Source organism: Serratia grimesii (assembly GCF_900186025.1).
Taxonomy (GTDB): domain Bacteria; phylum Pseudomonadota; class Gammaproteobacteria; order Enterobacterales; family Enterobacteriaceae; genus Serratia; species Serratia grimesii.
On record NZ_LT883155.1, the window covers coordinates 242,509 to 255,732 of the forward strand.

12 protein-coding genes are annotated in these 13,224 nt (G+C 53.4%); 7 read left to right on the forward strand and 5 right to left on the reverse strand.

Translation table 11 applies throughout. The features are described from left to right. Positions 1 to 32 precede the first annotated feature (32 nt). From glpA to glpC, 3 genes are read left to right on the forward strand one after another with little or no spacing between them, the layout of a single operon-like run. Positions 33 to 1,676 carry an anaerobic glycerol-3-phosphate dehydrogenase subunit A gene (glpA, locus tag SGBXF1_RS01070; RefSeq protein ID WP_186427700.1) on the forward strand — a complete coding sequence of 548 codons (1,644 nt, stop codon included), beginning with the start codon at positions 33 to 35 and terminating at the stop codon, positions 1,674 to 1,676. Next, positions 1,666 to 2,937 carry a glycerol-3-phosphate dehydrogenase subunit GlpB gene (gene glpB / locus SGBXF1_RS01075; RefSeq protein WP_186428447.1) on the forward strand — a complete coding sequence of 424 codons (1,272 nt, stop codon included), beginning with the start codon at positions 1,666 to 1,668 and terminating at the stop codon, positions 2,935 to 2,937. The genes glpA and glpB overlap by 11 nt, the downstream gene beginning before the upstream one ends. Then, positions 2,934 to 4,133, forward strand: coding sequence for an anaerobic glycerol-3-phosphate dehydrogenase subunit GlpC (gene glpC, locus SGBXF1_RS01080; protein ID WP_037426302.1), 1,200 nt, complete (start codon positions 2,934 to 2,936; stop codon positions 4,131 to 4,133). The genes glpB and glpC overlap by 4 nt, the downstream gene beginning before the upstream one ends. A gap of 51 nt (positions 4,134 to 4,184) precedes the next feature. On the opposite strand, the gene SGBXF1_RS01085 is transcribed toward glpC, so the two are convergent. The 3 genes from SGBXF1_RS01085 to SGBXF1_RS01095 all read right to left on the reverse strand — a co-directional run bounded on the left by SGBXF1_RS01085 (position 4,185) and on the right by SGBXF1_RS01095 (position 5,971). Then, positions 4,185 to 4,748 carry a DcrB family lipoprotein gene (locus SGBXF1_RS01085; protein ID WP_037426304.1) on the reverse strand — a complete coding sequence of 188 codons (564 nt, stop codon included), beginning with the start codon at positions 4,746 to 4,748 and terminating at the stop codon, positions 4,185 to 4,187. Positions 4,749 to 4,828: 80 nt separating this feature from the next. Beyond that, positions 4,829 to 5,293, reverse strand: a complete 465-nt coding sequence (locus SGBXF1_RS01090; RefSeq protein WP_337590044.1) for a GNAT family N-acetyltransferase — start codon at positions 5,291 to 5,293, stop codon at positions 4,829 to 4,831. 12 nt (positions 5,294 to 5,305) lie between these two features. Beyond that, on the reverse strand, positions 5,306 to 5,971 hold the full coding sequence (locus tag SGBXF1_RS01095; protein WP_037426307.1) for a 7-cyano-7-deazaguanine/7-aminomethyl-7-deazaguanine transporter: 666 nt from the start codon (positions 5,969 to 5,971) through the stop codon (positions 5,306 to 5,308). Positions 5,972 to 6,191: 220 nt separating this feature from the next. Between SGBXF1_RS01095 and tusA the strand changes: the two genes are divergently transcribed. Further along, entirely contained in the window at positions 6,192 to 6,437 is a 246-nt protein-coding gene (gene tusA, locus SGBXF1_RS01100) for a sulfurtransferase TusA (RefSeq protein WP_012004676.1), read from the forward strand. Positions 6,438 to 6,502: 65 nt separating this feature from the next. Here tusA and SGBXF1_RS01105 read toward each other — a convergent pair whose 3' ends face one another. Next, entirely contained in the window at positions 6,503 to 8,818 is a 2,316-nt protein-coding gene (locus tag SGBXF1_RS01105; protein ID WP_186427701.1) for a zinc/cadmium/mercury/lead-transporting ATPase, read from the reverse strand. A gap of 671 nt (positions 8,819 to 9,489) precedes the next feature. Here SGBXF1_RS01105 and SGBXF1_RS01110 point away from each other — a divergent pair. Continuing rightward, entirely contained in the window at positions 9,490 to 10,953 is a 1,464-nt protein-coding gene (locus tag SGBXF1_RS01110) for a serralysin family metalloprotease (RefSeq protein ID WP_037423578.1), read from the forward strand. A 55-nt stretch (positions 10,954 to 11,008) separates the two neighbouring features. Continuing rightward, the gene (locus SGBXF1_RS01115) at positions 11,009 to 11,386 is read left to right on the forward strand and encodes an AprI/Inh family metalloprotease inhibitor (protein WP_061808144.1); all 378 of its coding nucleotides are present in this window, start codon (positions 11,009 to 11,011) and stop codon (positions 11,384 to 11,386) included. A gap of 36 nt (positions 11,387 to 11,422) precedes the next feature. Here the strand turns inward: SGBXF1_RS01115 and SGBXF1_RS01120 are convergent, their stop codons facing one another. After that, positions 11,423 to 12,049 (reverse strand): lysoplasmalogenase, encoded by a 627-nt coding sequence (locus SGBXF1_RS01120; RefSeq protein ID WP_061808143.1) that lies wholly within the window; start codon positions 12,047 to 12,049, stop codon positions 11,423 to 11,425. A gap of 418 nt (positions 12,050 to 12,467) precedes the next feature. Here SGBXF1_RS01120 and SGBXF1_RS01125 point away from each other — a divergent pair, with 418 nt between their 5' ends. After that, complete coding sequence (locus tag SGBXF1_RS01125) at positions 12,468 to 13,217, forward strand: methyltransferase domain-containing protein (RefSeq protein WP_200875998.1); 750 nt, start codon at positions 12,468 to 12,470, stop codon at positions 13,215 to 13,217. Positions 13,218 to 13,224 lie beyond the last annotated feature (7 nt).

Genomic DNA, 13,224 nt, shown 5'->3' on the forward strand with positions numbered 1-13,224 from the left:
AGATAAATAACTATGGATCATGAGGGAGTGTCATGGGCAGCCATTCACCGGATAACGAAACGGATGTGATCATCATCGGCGGTGGCGCAACCGGAGCGGGCATTGCCCGTGACTGCGCGCGTCGTGGCCTGCGTTGCATACTGTTGGAACGCCACGACATTGCGACGGGTGCGACGGGTCGCAACCACGGTCTGCTGCACAGTGGTGCACGCTATGCGGTGACCGACGGTGAGTCGGCGCGTGAGTGCATAGAAGAAAACCAAATCCTCAAGCGCATTGCGCACCACTGCATCGAGCGTACCGATGGGCTGTTTATTACGCTGCCGCAGGATTCACTGGACTACCAACAACAGTTTATTGCCGCCTGCCACAGTGCCGGCATTAACGCTGAAGCGATTGACCCACAGTTGGCGCTGCGTCTGGAGCCGGCAGCGAATCCAACATTAATAGGTGCGGTGCGTGTACCGGATGGCACTGTTGATCCGTTCCGACTGACCGCCGCTAATATGCTCGATGCCCGTGAGCATGGGGCGCAAATTTTTACCTATCATCAGGTGGTTGGTTTGATCCGCGCAGGCGATCGCGTGACCGGCGTGCGCGTTTTCGACCATAAATCTGCACGACGCTACGATATTCATGCCGAAATGGTAGTTAACGCCGCCGGCATCTGGGGCCAGCAGATTGCGGAATATGCCGATTTACGTATTCGCATGTTCCCGGCTAAAGGTGCTTTGCTGATCCTCGGACATCGCATAAATAATATGGTGATCAACCGTTGCCGTAAGCCCGCAGACGCCGACATTCTGGTTCCGGGGGACACTATCTCGTTGATTGGCACTACCTCGACCCACATCGATTATGACCAGATTGACAACATGCGGGTGACACCACAGGAAGTGGATATCCTGATACGTGAAGGCGCGTTGTTAGCACCGGAACTGGCACAGACGCGTATTCTGCGTGCCTATGCCGGCGTGCGTCCACTGGTGGCCAGTGATGATGATCCGAGCGGCCGTAACGTCAGCCGTGGCATTGTGCTTCTTGATCATGCCAGCCGCGATGGGTTGGAAGGGTTTATCACCATCACCGGCGGTAAACTGATGACATACCGGCTGATGGCGCAGTGGGCGACCGATAAAGTGTGCGAAAAGCTTAAGGTAGATAGTCCCTGCACCACCGCGCAAGAAGCCCTGCCTGGTTCCCGCCAGTCGGCGGAAGAAACCGTGCGCAGCGTGGTTTCTCTCCCCGCCAGCATTCGCGGTTCGGCGGTCTATCGTCACGGTGACCGTGCCAGCCAGGTGCCGGCCGGCGATCGGCTGGATAACAGCCTGGTGTGCGAATGTGAAGCCGTGACCGCCGGCGAGGTACGTTATGCGGTGAACACTCTCACCGTCAATAATCTGGTTGATTTACGCCGCCGTACTCGCGTTGGTATGGGCACTTGTCAGGGTGAGCTTTGCGCCTGTCGCGCTGCCGGGCTATTGACACGTTTTAACGTCACCACGCCGCAGCAGTCTATCGATCAACTATCGCATTTCCTCAATGAGCGTTGGAAAGGGGTACGGCCCATCGCTTGGGGTGATGCGTTGCGTGAAAGTGAATTTACCAGTTGGGTTTACCAGGGATTGTGCGGGCTTGATGCTCGGGGGGAACAGGAGGCCGATGATGCGATTTGACGTAGTGGTGATTGGCGGCGGATTGGCGGGCATGACTTGTGCTATTCGCTTGTCGGAGCAGGGCAAGCGTTGTGCCGTTGTCAGTTCTGGCCAGAGTGCCCTCTATTTCTCCTCCGGCTCGCTTGATCTGCTGGCACAGTTGCCCGACGGTACCCCGGTAGAGGCACCTTTGGCGGCATTGCCTGCACTTGCAATGCAGGCTCCTCAGCACCCCTATGCACTGATGGGGGCCGAGCAGGTGGCGATGTTGTCTGATAAAGCTGCAAGATTACTGCATCGTTGTGGTCTCAGTTTGCAGGGGAGCAGTGAACGCAATCATCTGCGTGTTACGCCGCTTGGCACGCGCCGAGCCACTTGGCTCAGCCCGCAGGCGATACCTGTCACACCGCTGGGAGGAGATCTCCCATGGCAACACATCGCGGTAATAGGCATTGAAGGATTTTTAGATTTTCAGCCCCAACTGGCTGCCAGTTCCCTGACGAAGGCGCTAGGGATCAAGGCTGAAGTGGCTTATATGCACTTACCGGTGCTGGACCGGTTGCGCAACAATCCCAGTGAGTTTCGTGCGGTGAATATTGCCAGAGTGCTGGATCTCGCTGAGAACCTGACATTGATAACGGATGAAGTGTGCCGATTAGCCGGGGATGCTGAGGCGATTTTCTTACCCGCCTGCTTGGGTTTGGAAGACGATGAGCCACTGGCGGCGCTGCAGGCGGCTGTGGGCAAACCGATCCGTGTGTTGCCGACGCTTCCTCCTTCGGTGTTGGGTATGCGCCTGCATCAGGCTTTGCGATCGCGTTTACAGCAGCTGGGCGGCGTTTTTATGCCAGGCGACAGCGTACTGCGGGCAGATATCGACGCCGGGCGTGTGACGGGTCTCTATACCCGTAACCACACCGATATTCCGCTAATAGCGCAACAAGTGGTGTTGGCTAGCGGTAGCTTTTTCAGTAATGGGCTGGTGGCGGACTTTGACGGCATACGTGAACCTGTATTTGGGTTGGATGTCGACAGCCGGGCGGATCGCGCGGATTGGAGTCATAGCGACCTGTTTGCTCCGCAACCCTACCTACAATTTGGGGTGCGCACTGATAGCCAGCTGCGTGCTTTGAGGCAAGGGGAGCCATTGAGCAATCTGTACGCCATTGGTGCGGTGACTGGCGGCTACGATCCGTTGCAGCAGGGCTGTGGTGCGGGTGTTTCGCTGATTGGCGCGCTGCATGTCGCGCAACAGATTGCAGCGCAGGAGGAGCAACCATGAGCCTACATAAAGACAATAGCTTCGAAAATTGCATCAAGTGCACGGTGTGTACCACTTACTGCCCCGTGGCTAAAGTCAACCCACTCTATCCAGGGCCCAAGCAGGCGGGGCCAGACGGTGAACGCCTGAGACTCAAGGATCCGGCGTTGTACGATGAAGCCCTCAAGTATTGCACCAACTGCAAACGTTGTGAGGTGGCCTGCCCATCAGACGTCAAAATCGGCGATATCATTCAACGTGCGCGCGCCGACTATGCCCAAAGCAAGCCAACATTGCGTGACGCCATACTGAGCCATACCGATATCATGGGCTCGTTATCGACGCCGTTTGCGCCGATTGTTAATGCCGCTACAGGGCTGAAACCGGTACGTGCTTTGCTGGATAAGGCGTTGAAAATTGATCATCGCCGCGAGCTGCCTAAATATTCGTTCGGCACCTTCCGCCGCTGGTATCGCCAGCAGGCTCAAGCCCAGCAGCGTTACACCGAACAGGTGGCGTTCTTCCATGGTTGCTTCGTGAATTATAACCACCCGCAGTTGGGGAAGGATCTCATCAAGGTCTTTAATGCGATGGATATTGGCGTTCAACTGCTGAAACGGGAAAAATGCTGTGGCGTGCCGCTGATCGCCAACGGCTTTATTACTCAGGCTAAAAAGCAGGCCAAGGTGAACGCTGAGTCGCTGCATGAAGCGGTGCTGGAGCGCGGTATTCCTGTCGTGGCAACTTCGTCGAGCTGTACTTTTACCTTGCGCGATGAATATCCGCATTTGCTGGAGGTCGATACCTCGGCAGTGCGTGAACGGGTGGAGCTGGCGACACGTTATCTGTATCGCCTGATCAACCAAGGGCGCCAGTTGCCATTGAAACACACGCCATTGCGGGTGGCTTACCATACGCCCTGCCACATGGAAAAAATGGGCTGGACCGCTTACACGCTGGAATTGCTGCGGCAGATTCCGGGGCTTGAGCTGGTGGTGCTGGACTCGCAGTGCTGCGGGATTGCCGGGACCTACGGTTTTAAATCGGAAAACTATGCGACCTCACAGGGGATAGGTGCATCGCTGTTCCGTCAGATAGAGGAGAGTGGCGTGGATTTAGTGGTCACTGACTGCGAAACCTGCAAATGGCAAATCGAAATGTCGACCAGCAAGCGCTGCGAACATCCGATCACTCTGCTGGCGCAAGCATTAGCGTAGGGCGCAACAGGCTGTGTCTCTCCACGTTCAATGGAGAGACACAGTCGAGTATTATTTCTTCAGTTTTAGCGTTTTGATGATGCCTTCGGCTTCAGTCTGCGCCTGCTGTTGGTTATCCGCCGGCAGCGTCACCTGAATGGTCAGCATGTTGTTGTTCAGCGTGCCAATCAAGATAGACGAGTAGGCTTTCTCACCGCCGCTGGTGATGATGCTGTCCAACTGACGCAGTGGCACGCCGTCAACCTCGATAGCTTTGTTGGTGACTACTTGCAAGTTGGCATCACGCGCGCGCTGGGTATCTTCCAGACGCTTGCTCAGCGTTTCCAGGCTGTCGGGCGTTTTATCACCGAGGATCACGATCAGAGCGCGTTGGCCGGTGCTGTCGGCATATACGTGCATGTTGTTTGCCTGATTGCCCAGTTTGCCACTTTGGTCCGCCATGCCAACTGGCAGGGTGAATGCCAGCGTACCATCCAGCAAGCTTACCTGCTGCCCAGCAGGCGCGCTGGCCGCTGCATCAGCAGCTGATGCCTTGGTGTCTTTGGTGTCGCCGTCACAGGCCGCCAGGCCAAGCACTAACAGGCTGATACCCATCAATTTTGCTACTTTACGCATTGGGCTTCCTTTTTCCTTTCAGGTAGGGTTTCACTGCCTTATCGCACCCTATTCCAGGGTGAAATGCAAGGCAGATGTTGTCACAAGGTTTTCTCAAGTAATAGCCGATAATCAGCCACTTCGCCTTTCTTTTCCAGTTGAACAATCTGATAGTCATTACTGATGAGCATCATCAGCATTGCACGGAACTGATTGCGCGTTTTAACCGTCAGTAGCCGAAAACCCTGAGACCGCGCCCAGTGCTCTTGAGCAACGAGCAAAGCCTGTGCGACACCATAACGGCGAAACGCCGGCAGTACACCGCCCAGCCAACTGTAAAACACCTTTTCCTGCTGTTGATAACCGAGTTTAAAACCGACGGGTTGACCGTCGATCTCGGCGATCAGCGCGTTAGCTGAGGCAGATCCAATACGTTGCTGCAAATCAGCCAAGCTGTGCAAGCAACCGAATTCAGGGATGTGTTGGTACAGACGATGAATTTCTTCGAGGGTGGCGTGGCGGGTGGTCACTGTCATGGCGGCCTCCGGGTGTGTGCAGGCCGCCAATAATAACACGGGTTAGCTCGGTTGCAGGCTACTGTCGTTTTGACGCGAGGCGATGCGCTTAAGCAGCATGTTCAGCAGTACGCCATACATCGGCAGGAAGAACAGCATGCAGATCAGCACTTTGAAGCTGTAATCCACCAAGGCGATTTCAACCCAGTTATTGGCCATAAAGGCGTCGCTGCTCTTGTAGAAAGCAATAAAGAAGAACGACAGGGTATCACTGATATTGCCGAGGAACATGGCCGCTGCGGGTGCAACCCACCAGGCGCTGCGTTGACGCAGGCGGTTGAATACGTGGACGTCAAGGATCTGACCGAGTACGTAAGCCATAAAGCTGGCGACGGCGATGCGCGCAACAAACAGATTAAAACTGCCCAAGGCGGCAAAACCCTGCCACTCGCCCTGATAGGTCACAGTGGAGATCACGTACGAAATGAACAGCGCCGGCACCATCACCGAAAGAATGATACGTCGCGCCAGTGGTGCGCCAAAAATGCGTACCGTCAGATCGGTCGCCAGGAAAATAAACGGGAAGGTAAATGCGCCCCAGGTGGTATGAAAGCCGAAAATGGACATCGGCAATTGCACCAGGTAGTTACTGGAGGTAATGATGACAATATGGAACAGCGATAGCCAGATCAACGCGGTAAGGCGCTGCTGGGCAGTAAACGAATACATGTTGTAGCCTTTTTAGTAATGGGGTGAGGGAACCCAGAATGTCTTGTCTGCGCCGAGAAATAAGCTGCGCGGCCGCATGATACGCGTTTGCGCAACCAATGCAACGGTTAAATTTAACGCAAACGTTAACGCATCTTGCACAGAAAAACTACCGGCGTAAACTAGGCGGTAATGAGATGTGGCGAGCGTTCGCCGATCGTTTTCGACCGAGAAAAATTGCATGACTGACTTATTTGCCCAGGCTGACCAGACGCTTGATGCGCTGGGATTGCGCTGTCCAGAACCGGTGATGATGGTGCGCAAAACTGTGCGCCATATGGATAACGGTGAAACGTTGTTGATTATTGCTGACGATCCGGCGACGACCCGTGACATTCCGGGGTTCTGCCGTTTTATGGAACACACGTTGGTGGCGCAGGAAACCGACACCGCACCTTACCGCTACCTGCTACGCAAGGGTGTTTAATCTCTGCCTGAGGGAATAGATCGCGTGGCCCATAAATGGGCCACGCTGTTACAGTATGTTATTGCCTAATTGCGTTTCTTCAGTAGACGTAAGGCATTGGCAGTGACCAGTGCGGTGGCACCAGAGTCTGCCAGCACGGCCAGCCACAACCCGGTCAGGCCCAGCAGTGTGGTAATCAGAAATACCCCTTTCAGCCCCAATGCGATGGTGATGTTCTGCCGGATATTGGCATGTGTGGCGCGTGATATGCGGATCATTTCCGCCACACCCAGCAGACGGTTATGAGTCAGCGCGGCATCGGCGGTTTCCAGTGCCACATCGGTACCGCTGCCCATCGCGATGCCAATGCTGGAGGCTTTCATCGCTGGAGCATCATTGATGCCGTCGCCGATCATCGCTGTCGGACGCAATTCGCTCAGTTCCGTTACGGCCTTCACTTTATCTTCCGGCAACAATCCAGCCCGATAATCCAGCCCAAGCTCAGAGGCAATCGCCGCCGCCGCGCGCGGATTATCGCCGGTTAGCATCACCCCGTTGATCCCCAGTGCATTCAGTTCTGCAATCGCCTGTTTGGCATCGTTGCGCAAGGTGTCGCGCAGCGCCAGCAGGCCGATAGGTACGCCATCTTCCAGTACCACCACCGCGGTCTTGCCAGCATTTTCCAGCTGTTCTACCTGCTGGATGCCCTGTTGTTTCAGCAAGCCTGTAGCTAACTTGGCTGGCGCGCTGATCAGCACCGTTTTACCGTCGACAAGACCTTCCACACCTACGCCAGCCAATGCGCGGCGGTCTTGTGCCAGTGGCAGAGGCACACCGTATTGCTCGGCACGGTTGATGATTGCCTGTGCCAATGGATGGTGGGAACCAGCTTCTACCGCAGCGGCAAGGGTCAGTAATTGTTGTTCGCTGATGTCGTTGAGCGGCAGTACATCGGTCACCGTGGGTTTGCCTTCTGTCAGGGTACCGGTTTTGTCGAAGGCGATAGTTTGTACCTGGCCCAACTGTTCCAGCGCAGCACCGCCTTTAATCAGTGCCCCGCGTCGGGTGGCGGCGGCCAGCCCGGAAGTGATCGCCGCCGGGGTGGAGATCACCAGTGCACATGGACAACCGATCAGCAGCAGGGTCAGACCGCGATAAATCCAGGTGTCCCAAGGTTGTGAATACATCAATGGTGGCACCAGGATCACCGCGATAGCCAGCAGCATGATAGCCGGGGTGTAGTAACGACTGAAACGGTCGAGGAAGCGCTCGATCGGCGCTCGGCGCTCTTCGGCTTCTTCAATCAATTGCAGAATGCGGTCGATGGCGTTTTTGCCCGGTTCGGAAACGACCTTCATCTGCGCGGCCTGATCGACCGACAAACTGCCCGCAGCCACTTTTTGACCCTGCTGACGTTCGACGGGTACTGACTCGCCGGTCAGGGCGCTTTCGTCGAAGCTGGCGAACGCATTGATCAGCTCAGCATCTGCCGGCAGGCGACCGCCGGGGGCAATTTCAATCACATCACCAGGACGTAGGCTGGAAACCGGTACCCGCTTGCGCTGTGTGCCTTGTAACAGCAGGGCGTCTTCCGGCACCAATTCCATCAACGCTTTCACACCGCGACGTGCACGGTTGGCGGCATAGGACTCCAGCATTTCGCCAACCATAAACAGCAGCAGTACCATCGCCGCTTCGGCGGTCGCACCAATAAACAGTGCGCCGATGGCAGCTACACTCATCAGCGTTTCAATGGCAAAGGGTGTGCCAGAGCGGATCAGTCGTACCGCCTTGGTCGCGACCGGTGCCAGACCTACCAATGTGGTCGCGATAAAGGCAATGCGGCTCAGTTCAGGGTTGGCCATGCTGAGCGCCCAACTGACGATCATCAGCGTGGTGAGCAGCAGCAGTGGACCAAACTCTCCGAGGCGTGACGGTTTTGGCTCGTCAGCTTTGGCTGTCTGTGCCCCGAGAAGGGTAAACCCGGCTTGTTTCACCGCGTCTTGAATGCGCAGGCTGATATCGGATTGAGCATCGACCACCAATTTTTCTGTGGCAAACAGCACGCGTGCGTTGTCGACGCCGGGTATTGCGGTAACCGCGTTTTCAATTTTTTTGGCGCAACTTGGGCAGTCCATACCGGTGACTTTCCAGCTGTAGCGCTGACTTCCGGAGAGAGGGGCGGCAGCTAGCCTGTCACTTTCTTCATCCGGATCCTCATGATCTTCCGTGCTGCAACCGCCAGCGCCATGATCGTGGGTGTGCGCATGTTCACTGTGACTGTCGACACTCTGTTTTTCACTGCTGCAACCGTGCTGGGTTTTACTGTGGCTGTGATTGCACCCACAACCGCCTTCCGCATGATGATGTTCTTGATGATTATGGTTTTCATGGTTAGTCATAGCGTCCCCCTCCGGGCCGTTAATGAAGTTCATTGGGGAGACTCTACACCCTGGAGTCAACTCCAGAGTCAAGCAGGGGATGAGAATTATTGCTAACTGTGAGAGGGCGAGGGGTTTTACGGCGAGTCACGTATGTCTCACGGTATTGGCTGAGTTTATATGTGCTTTTCAGTCTGACGAAACAGGACCATTAGGCAAAATAAGAAAATGTTATTCCTATACAAACTAAAAAGTCCCCTCAGCTAATAATAAAGAGTTATTAATCTATAACTCTTTAGCTAAATTTAACTTTATGTCACTTAAATGCCAGCACGATCCGCTTGAACCTACAGGCCGCATTTTTGTTGAAGTTTGTTGCCAACTTATGACTCTTAAGTTTCATTTACATTGTAAAGAACGATAAAAACTAGCATAACTCTCCTTCGTTACCTGAATATATAGCTGATTATTTTATGTTCAGTTTTCAACCCCTGCCTATAATTGGAATCGATTACCATTTATAGCGGTAATCTTATTTGCTGATATATATGCATTAATTCTCTCTAACACACTGCCGGTAACGGCGCATAAGTCCCTTCCCGTGAGTTGGCGGATCGTTCTCCGTCGCTGACTGGCAGGTTATGTCTATCTGTCTGATTGATAACGATCAGCTAATGAGTGGAATCGAACCAATGCAATCTACTAAAAAGGCAATTGAAGTTACTGAATCCGTCCTCGCGGCGACCGGCTCCGGCTATAATGCTGTAGACGATCTGTTGCATTACCACGAGCGTGGCAACGGGATTCAGGTTAATGGCAAGGACTCATTTTCTACCGAACAAGCTGGGCTGTTTATTACCCGTGAGAACCAAACCTGGAACGGTTATAAAGTTTTTGGCCAACCGGTTAAATTAACGTTCTCTTTCCCGGACTATAAATTCTCTTCCACCAACGTTGCTGGTGATACCGGGCTGAGTAAATTCAGCGCGGAACAACAGCAACAAGCCAAACTGTCGCTGCAGTCCTGGTCTGACGTGGCCAATATCACTTTTACTGAAGTTGCCGCTGGTCAAAAGGCCAATATCACTTTCGGCAACTACAGCCAGGATCGCCCTGGTCATTATGACTACGGCACCCAGGCGTACGCTTTCTTGCCGAACACGATCTATCAAGGACAGGATCTGGGTGGCCAGACTTGGTACAACGTCAACCAGTCCAACGTTAAACATCCTGCCAGCGAAGACTATGGCCGCCAGACGTTTACCCATGAGATCGGCCATGCGTTGGGCCTGAGCCACCCTGGGGATTACAACGCCGGGGAAGGTAACCCAACCTACAACGACGCAAGCTATGCCGAGGACACCCGTGAGTTCAGCCTGATGAGCTACTGGAGTGAAACCAACACCGGTGGCGATAATGGTGGTCACTACGCGGCGGCACCGCTGCTGGATGACATTTCTGCCATTCAACACCTGTATGGTGCCAACCTGTCGACCCGTACCGGCGACACTGTGTATGGCTTCAACTCCAACACTGGCCGTGATTTCCTCAGCACGACCAGCAATTCTCAAAAAGTGATCTTTGCTGCCTGGGATGCGGGCGGTAATGACACCTTTGATTTCTCCGGTTACACCGCCAACCAGCGCATTAACCTGAATGAAAAGTCCTTCTCCGACGTGGGCGGGCTGAAAGGTAACGTGTCTATCGCCGCAGGCGTGACAATTGAAAATGCGATTGGTGGTTCGGGTAATGATGTGATCGTCGGCAATGCGGCCAACAACGTGCTGAAAGGTGGTGCGGGCAACGACATTCTGTTCGGCGGTGGTGGGGCTGATGAGCTGTGGGGCGGCGCGGGCAAGGATATCTTTGTCTTCTCTGCGGTCAGCGACTCTACGCCAGGTGCGTCTGATTGGATCAAGGATTTCCAGAAAGGCATCGATAAGATCGATCTGTCATTCTTCAATCAGGGCGTATCGAGCAGCGATCAGATCCACTTTGTTGATCATTTCAGCGGCGCAGCGGGCGAAGCTTTACTGTCCTACAACGCGTCAAATAACGTCAGCGATCTGGCACTGAACATTGGTGGCCATCAGGCGCCGGACTTCCTGGTGAAGATCGTGGGTCAGGTAGACGTTGCCACTGACTTTATCGTGTAACAGTGAAGTTAATAACGCCCGGAGCACTTTGGCCGGGCGTTATGCAGGAGTCAATATGAAAGGCAGCTTAGCCTGCGCCGTCGCGATGGCGGGAGGCATGATTGTTACGGGGACCGTTATGGCCAGCAGTTTAATTCTTCCCACCGCGCAGTCTCTGGCGGGGCAGTGGCAAGTCGCCGATGCTGAACAACAGTGTCAGATCGTGTTTTCAGCCAGCGAGCAGAGTGAAACCAACGGCTATCAATTGGTGGATCAACAAGGGTGTTTGAAAAAGGTATTAGCGGCTGAGGTGGTGGGGTGGCGTCCTGCACCAGATGGCATCGCCTTGCTACAGGCAGACGGCAGCACGTTGGTATTCTTTTCACGAGACGGGGATATTTATCGTAACCAACTCGGTGCGGCTGACGGTTTGACGCTGAAGGCGTTGGCATAATTACAGCGGGTTCGGTTGCCGAACCCGCCCTGAGTATTACAGGTACAACGAACGTACGATCAGGAAATGGCCGGAAAAGTAGCAGAATGCCACGAGCGCGTCCGCTGCACGGAAGGTAAAGCGATAGCGATTAATCAACCACACTATGTTGGCCAGCAGCAGGAGAGATGTGCCTGCCAGCAGCGAGAAACCGAAATCTGTGCTGCGCATGAAGTACTGTTCACCTGCCAACCACACCATCAGCAACGTCATCGCAACCAACGTGGCGATAGGCCAACGCATATCTTCCAGCCGGGTCCAAATGGTTGCCAACAACAACATGCCAATGACCAGCAATGCCAGCGGCAGCGGCCAAAACAGGCTGAACGTCATCTGACTAGCGAAACTGAGGGTATACAGTAAGTTAGACAGGAAAAAAGCCCCGATAGCGTATAACACACGCTCGCGCGGCAACAATAGCAAGGCGTCGCCGATCAATGTCGCCAACAGACCCAAGACAATGAGATAACCTGCTGCACCCAGTACTGGCGCTTGCCAGGCCAACAGCAGCAGTAATAGCAGGGTAACCGGTTTAAACACCCAGCGTTGCCAGCGCGGCCCGCGATAGGAGGCATCGACGAACAGCCAACCGGAAAAAAATACGGCAAGGAACGGCCAACTCATTATGTCTTCCTTATTCATTATGGGAGCCACAGCATCCGGCTCCAAATTGTCACCAGTGTCACTTCCTGATTGCAGTGTAGGCAGCACGGCTGTAATCGACAATGCTTTCTTGCGTATGAACTGTAACCCATCTGGCGTGATCAAGAATGATCTATAACGAACCGACATCACGAAAATGGGGCTTATTGTGCGCATTTGTCCTCTTGAAACGCCCTGCTTTATAACGATGGCTCAGATGATGCCGTTTAATCATAAGAAAATGGAATATATCAATGATGACGGTGCTCGTGGAGCGGTTCGGAGGTGTTTGGAACTAAAACGAAAAAATAAATCAAACGTGATTGTTGCTTAAGATTTATTAAATTGATAAATAGTATTTACATTTTTAATACTTCATTAACATTCTCTATGGGGCGTCATGGCGAGTATGGACAGTGTGACCGAGTCGTCTTTGGACAGCGTTGGGGATGGAATTGATTCTTTAAATGCAGCATGGAGTTTTGGCGGTAATACCCCAAAGAACTTTGACTCTCATGTGTCGAAGTCAGTGCCAAAATATCATGATGGGCACGATATTATTCTTTCACTCAGCGATTTCTTTATCAATAAAAACTCCGTCGTTTATGAACTGGGAAGCTCAACAGGGGCGTTAACGCGCAAGATGGCTAAACGTCATCCTCAGGGTGCTAAATTTATTGGTATTGATATTGAAGAGGCCATGACGCAACAGGCCAATATTCTGCTTGCCGAACAAGCGGCGAATAAAAATGTGACATTCCTTACGGACGATATTTTGAATTTCCCGTATGAAAAAAGCGATTTTATTGTCGCTTATTACACTGTGCAGTTTATTCCTCCTCGTGTTCGCCAGCAATTGTTTGATCGTATTTATCAAAGCCTCAATTGGGGCGGCGCCTTCGTGCTATTTGAGAAGGTTCGTGGCCCCGATGCTCGTTTTCAAGACATCATCAGCAGTTTGTATGTTGATTACAAGGTTGAGCAGGGATATGCCGCTCATGAGATCTTGGCTAAATCGCGTTCCCTGAAGGGCGTGCTCGAGCCGTTTTCCACGTTAGGAAACCAAGATATGCTTAATCGCGCCGGGTTTGTGGATGTGATGACCGTTTTTAAACATATCTGTTTCGAAGGATTCTTCTGTATTAAGTGATGGGATA

Bases quoted from the DNA above. Each gene is read 5' to 3' on its own strand.
- glpA (WP_186427700.1), top strand. From the start codon at position 33: ATGGGCAGCCATTCACCGGATAACGAAACGGATGTGATCATCATCGGC.
- glpB (WP_186428447.1), top strand. From the start codon at position 1,666: ATGCGATTTGACGTAGTGGTGATTGGCGGCGGATTGGCGGGCATGACT.
- glpC (WP_037426302.1), top strand. From the start codon at position 2,934: ATGAGCCTACATAAAGACAATAGCTTCGAAAATTGCATCAAGTGCACG.
- SGBXF1_RS01085 (WP_037426304.1), bottom strand. From the start codon at position 4,748: ATGCGTAAAGTAGCAAAATTGATGGGTATCAGCCTGTTAGTGCTTGGC.
- SGBXF1_RS01095 (WP_037426307.1), bottom strand. From the start codon at position 5,971: ATGTATTCGTTTACTGCCCAGCAGCGCCTTACCGCGTTGATCTGGCTA.
- tusA (WP_012004676.1), top strand. From the start codon at position 6,192: ATGACTGACTTATTTGCCCAGGCTGACCAGACGCTTGATGCGCTGGGA.
- SGBXF1_RS01105 (WP_186427701.1), bottom strand. From the start codon at position 8,818: ATGACTAACCATGAAAACCATAATCATCAAGAACATCATCATGCGGAA.
- SGBXF1_RS01110 (WP_037423578.1), top strand. From the start codon at position 9,490: ATGCAATCTACTAAAAAGGCAATTGAAGTTACTGAATCCGTCCTCGCG.
- SGBXF1_RS01115 (WP_061808144.1), top strand. From the start codon at position 11,009: ATGAAAGGCAGCTTAGCCTGCGCCGTCGCGATGGCGGGAGGCATGATT.
- SGBXF1_RS01120 (WP_061808143.1), bottom strand. From the start codon at position 12,049: ATGAGTTGGCCGTTCCTTGCCGTATTTTTTTCCGGTTGGCTGTTCGTC.
- SGBXF1_RS01125 (WP_200875998.1), top strand. From the start codon at position 12,468: ATGGCGAGTATGGACAGTGTGACCGAGTCGTCTTTGGACAGCGTTGGG.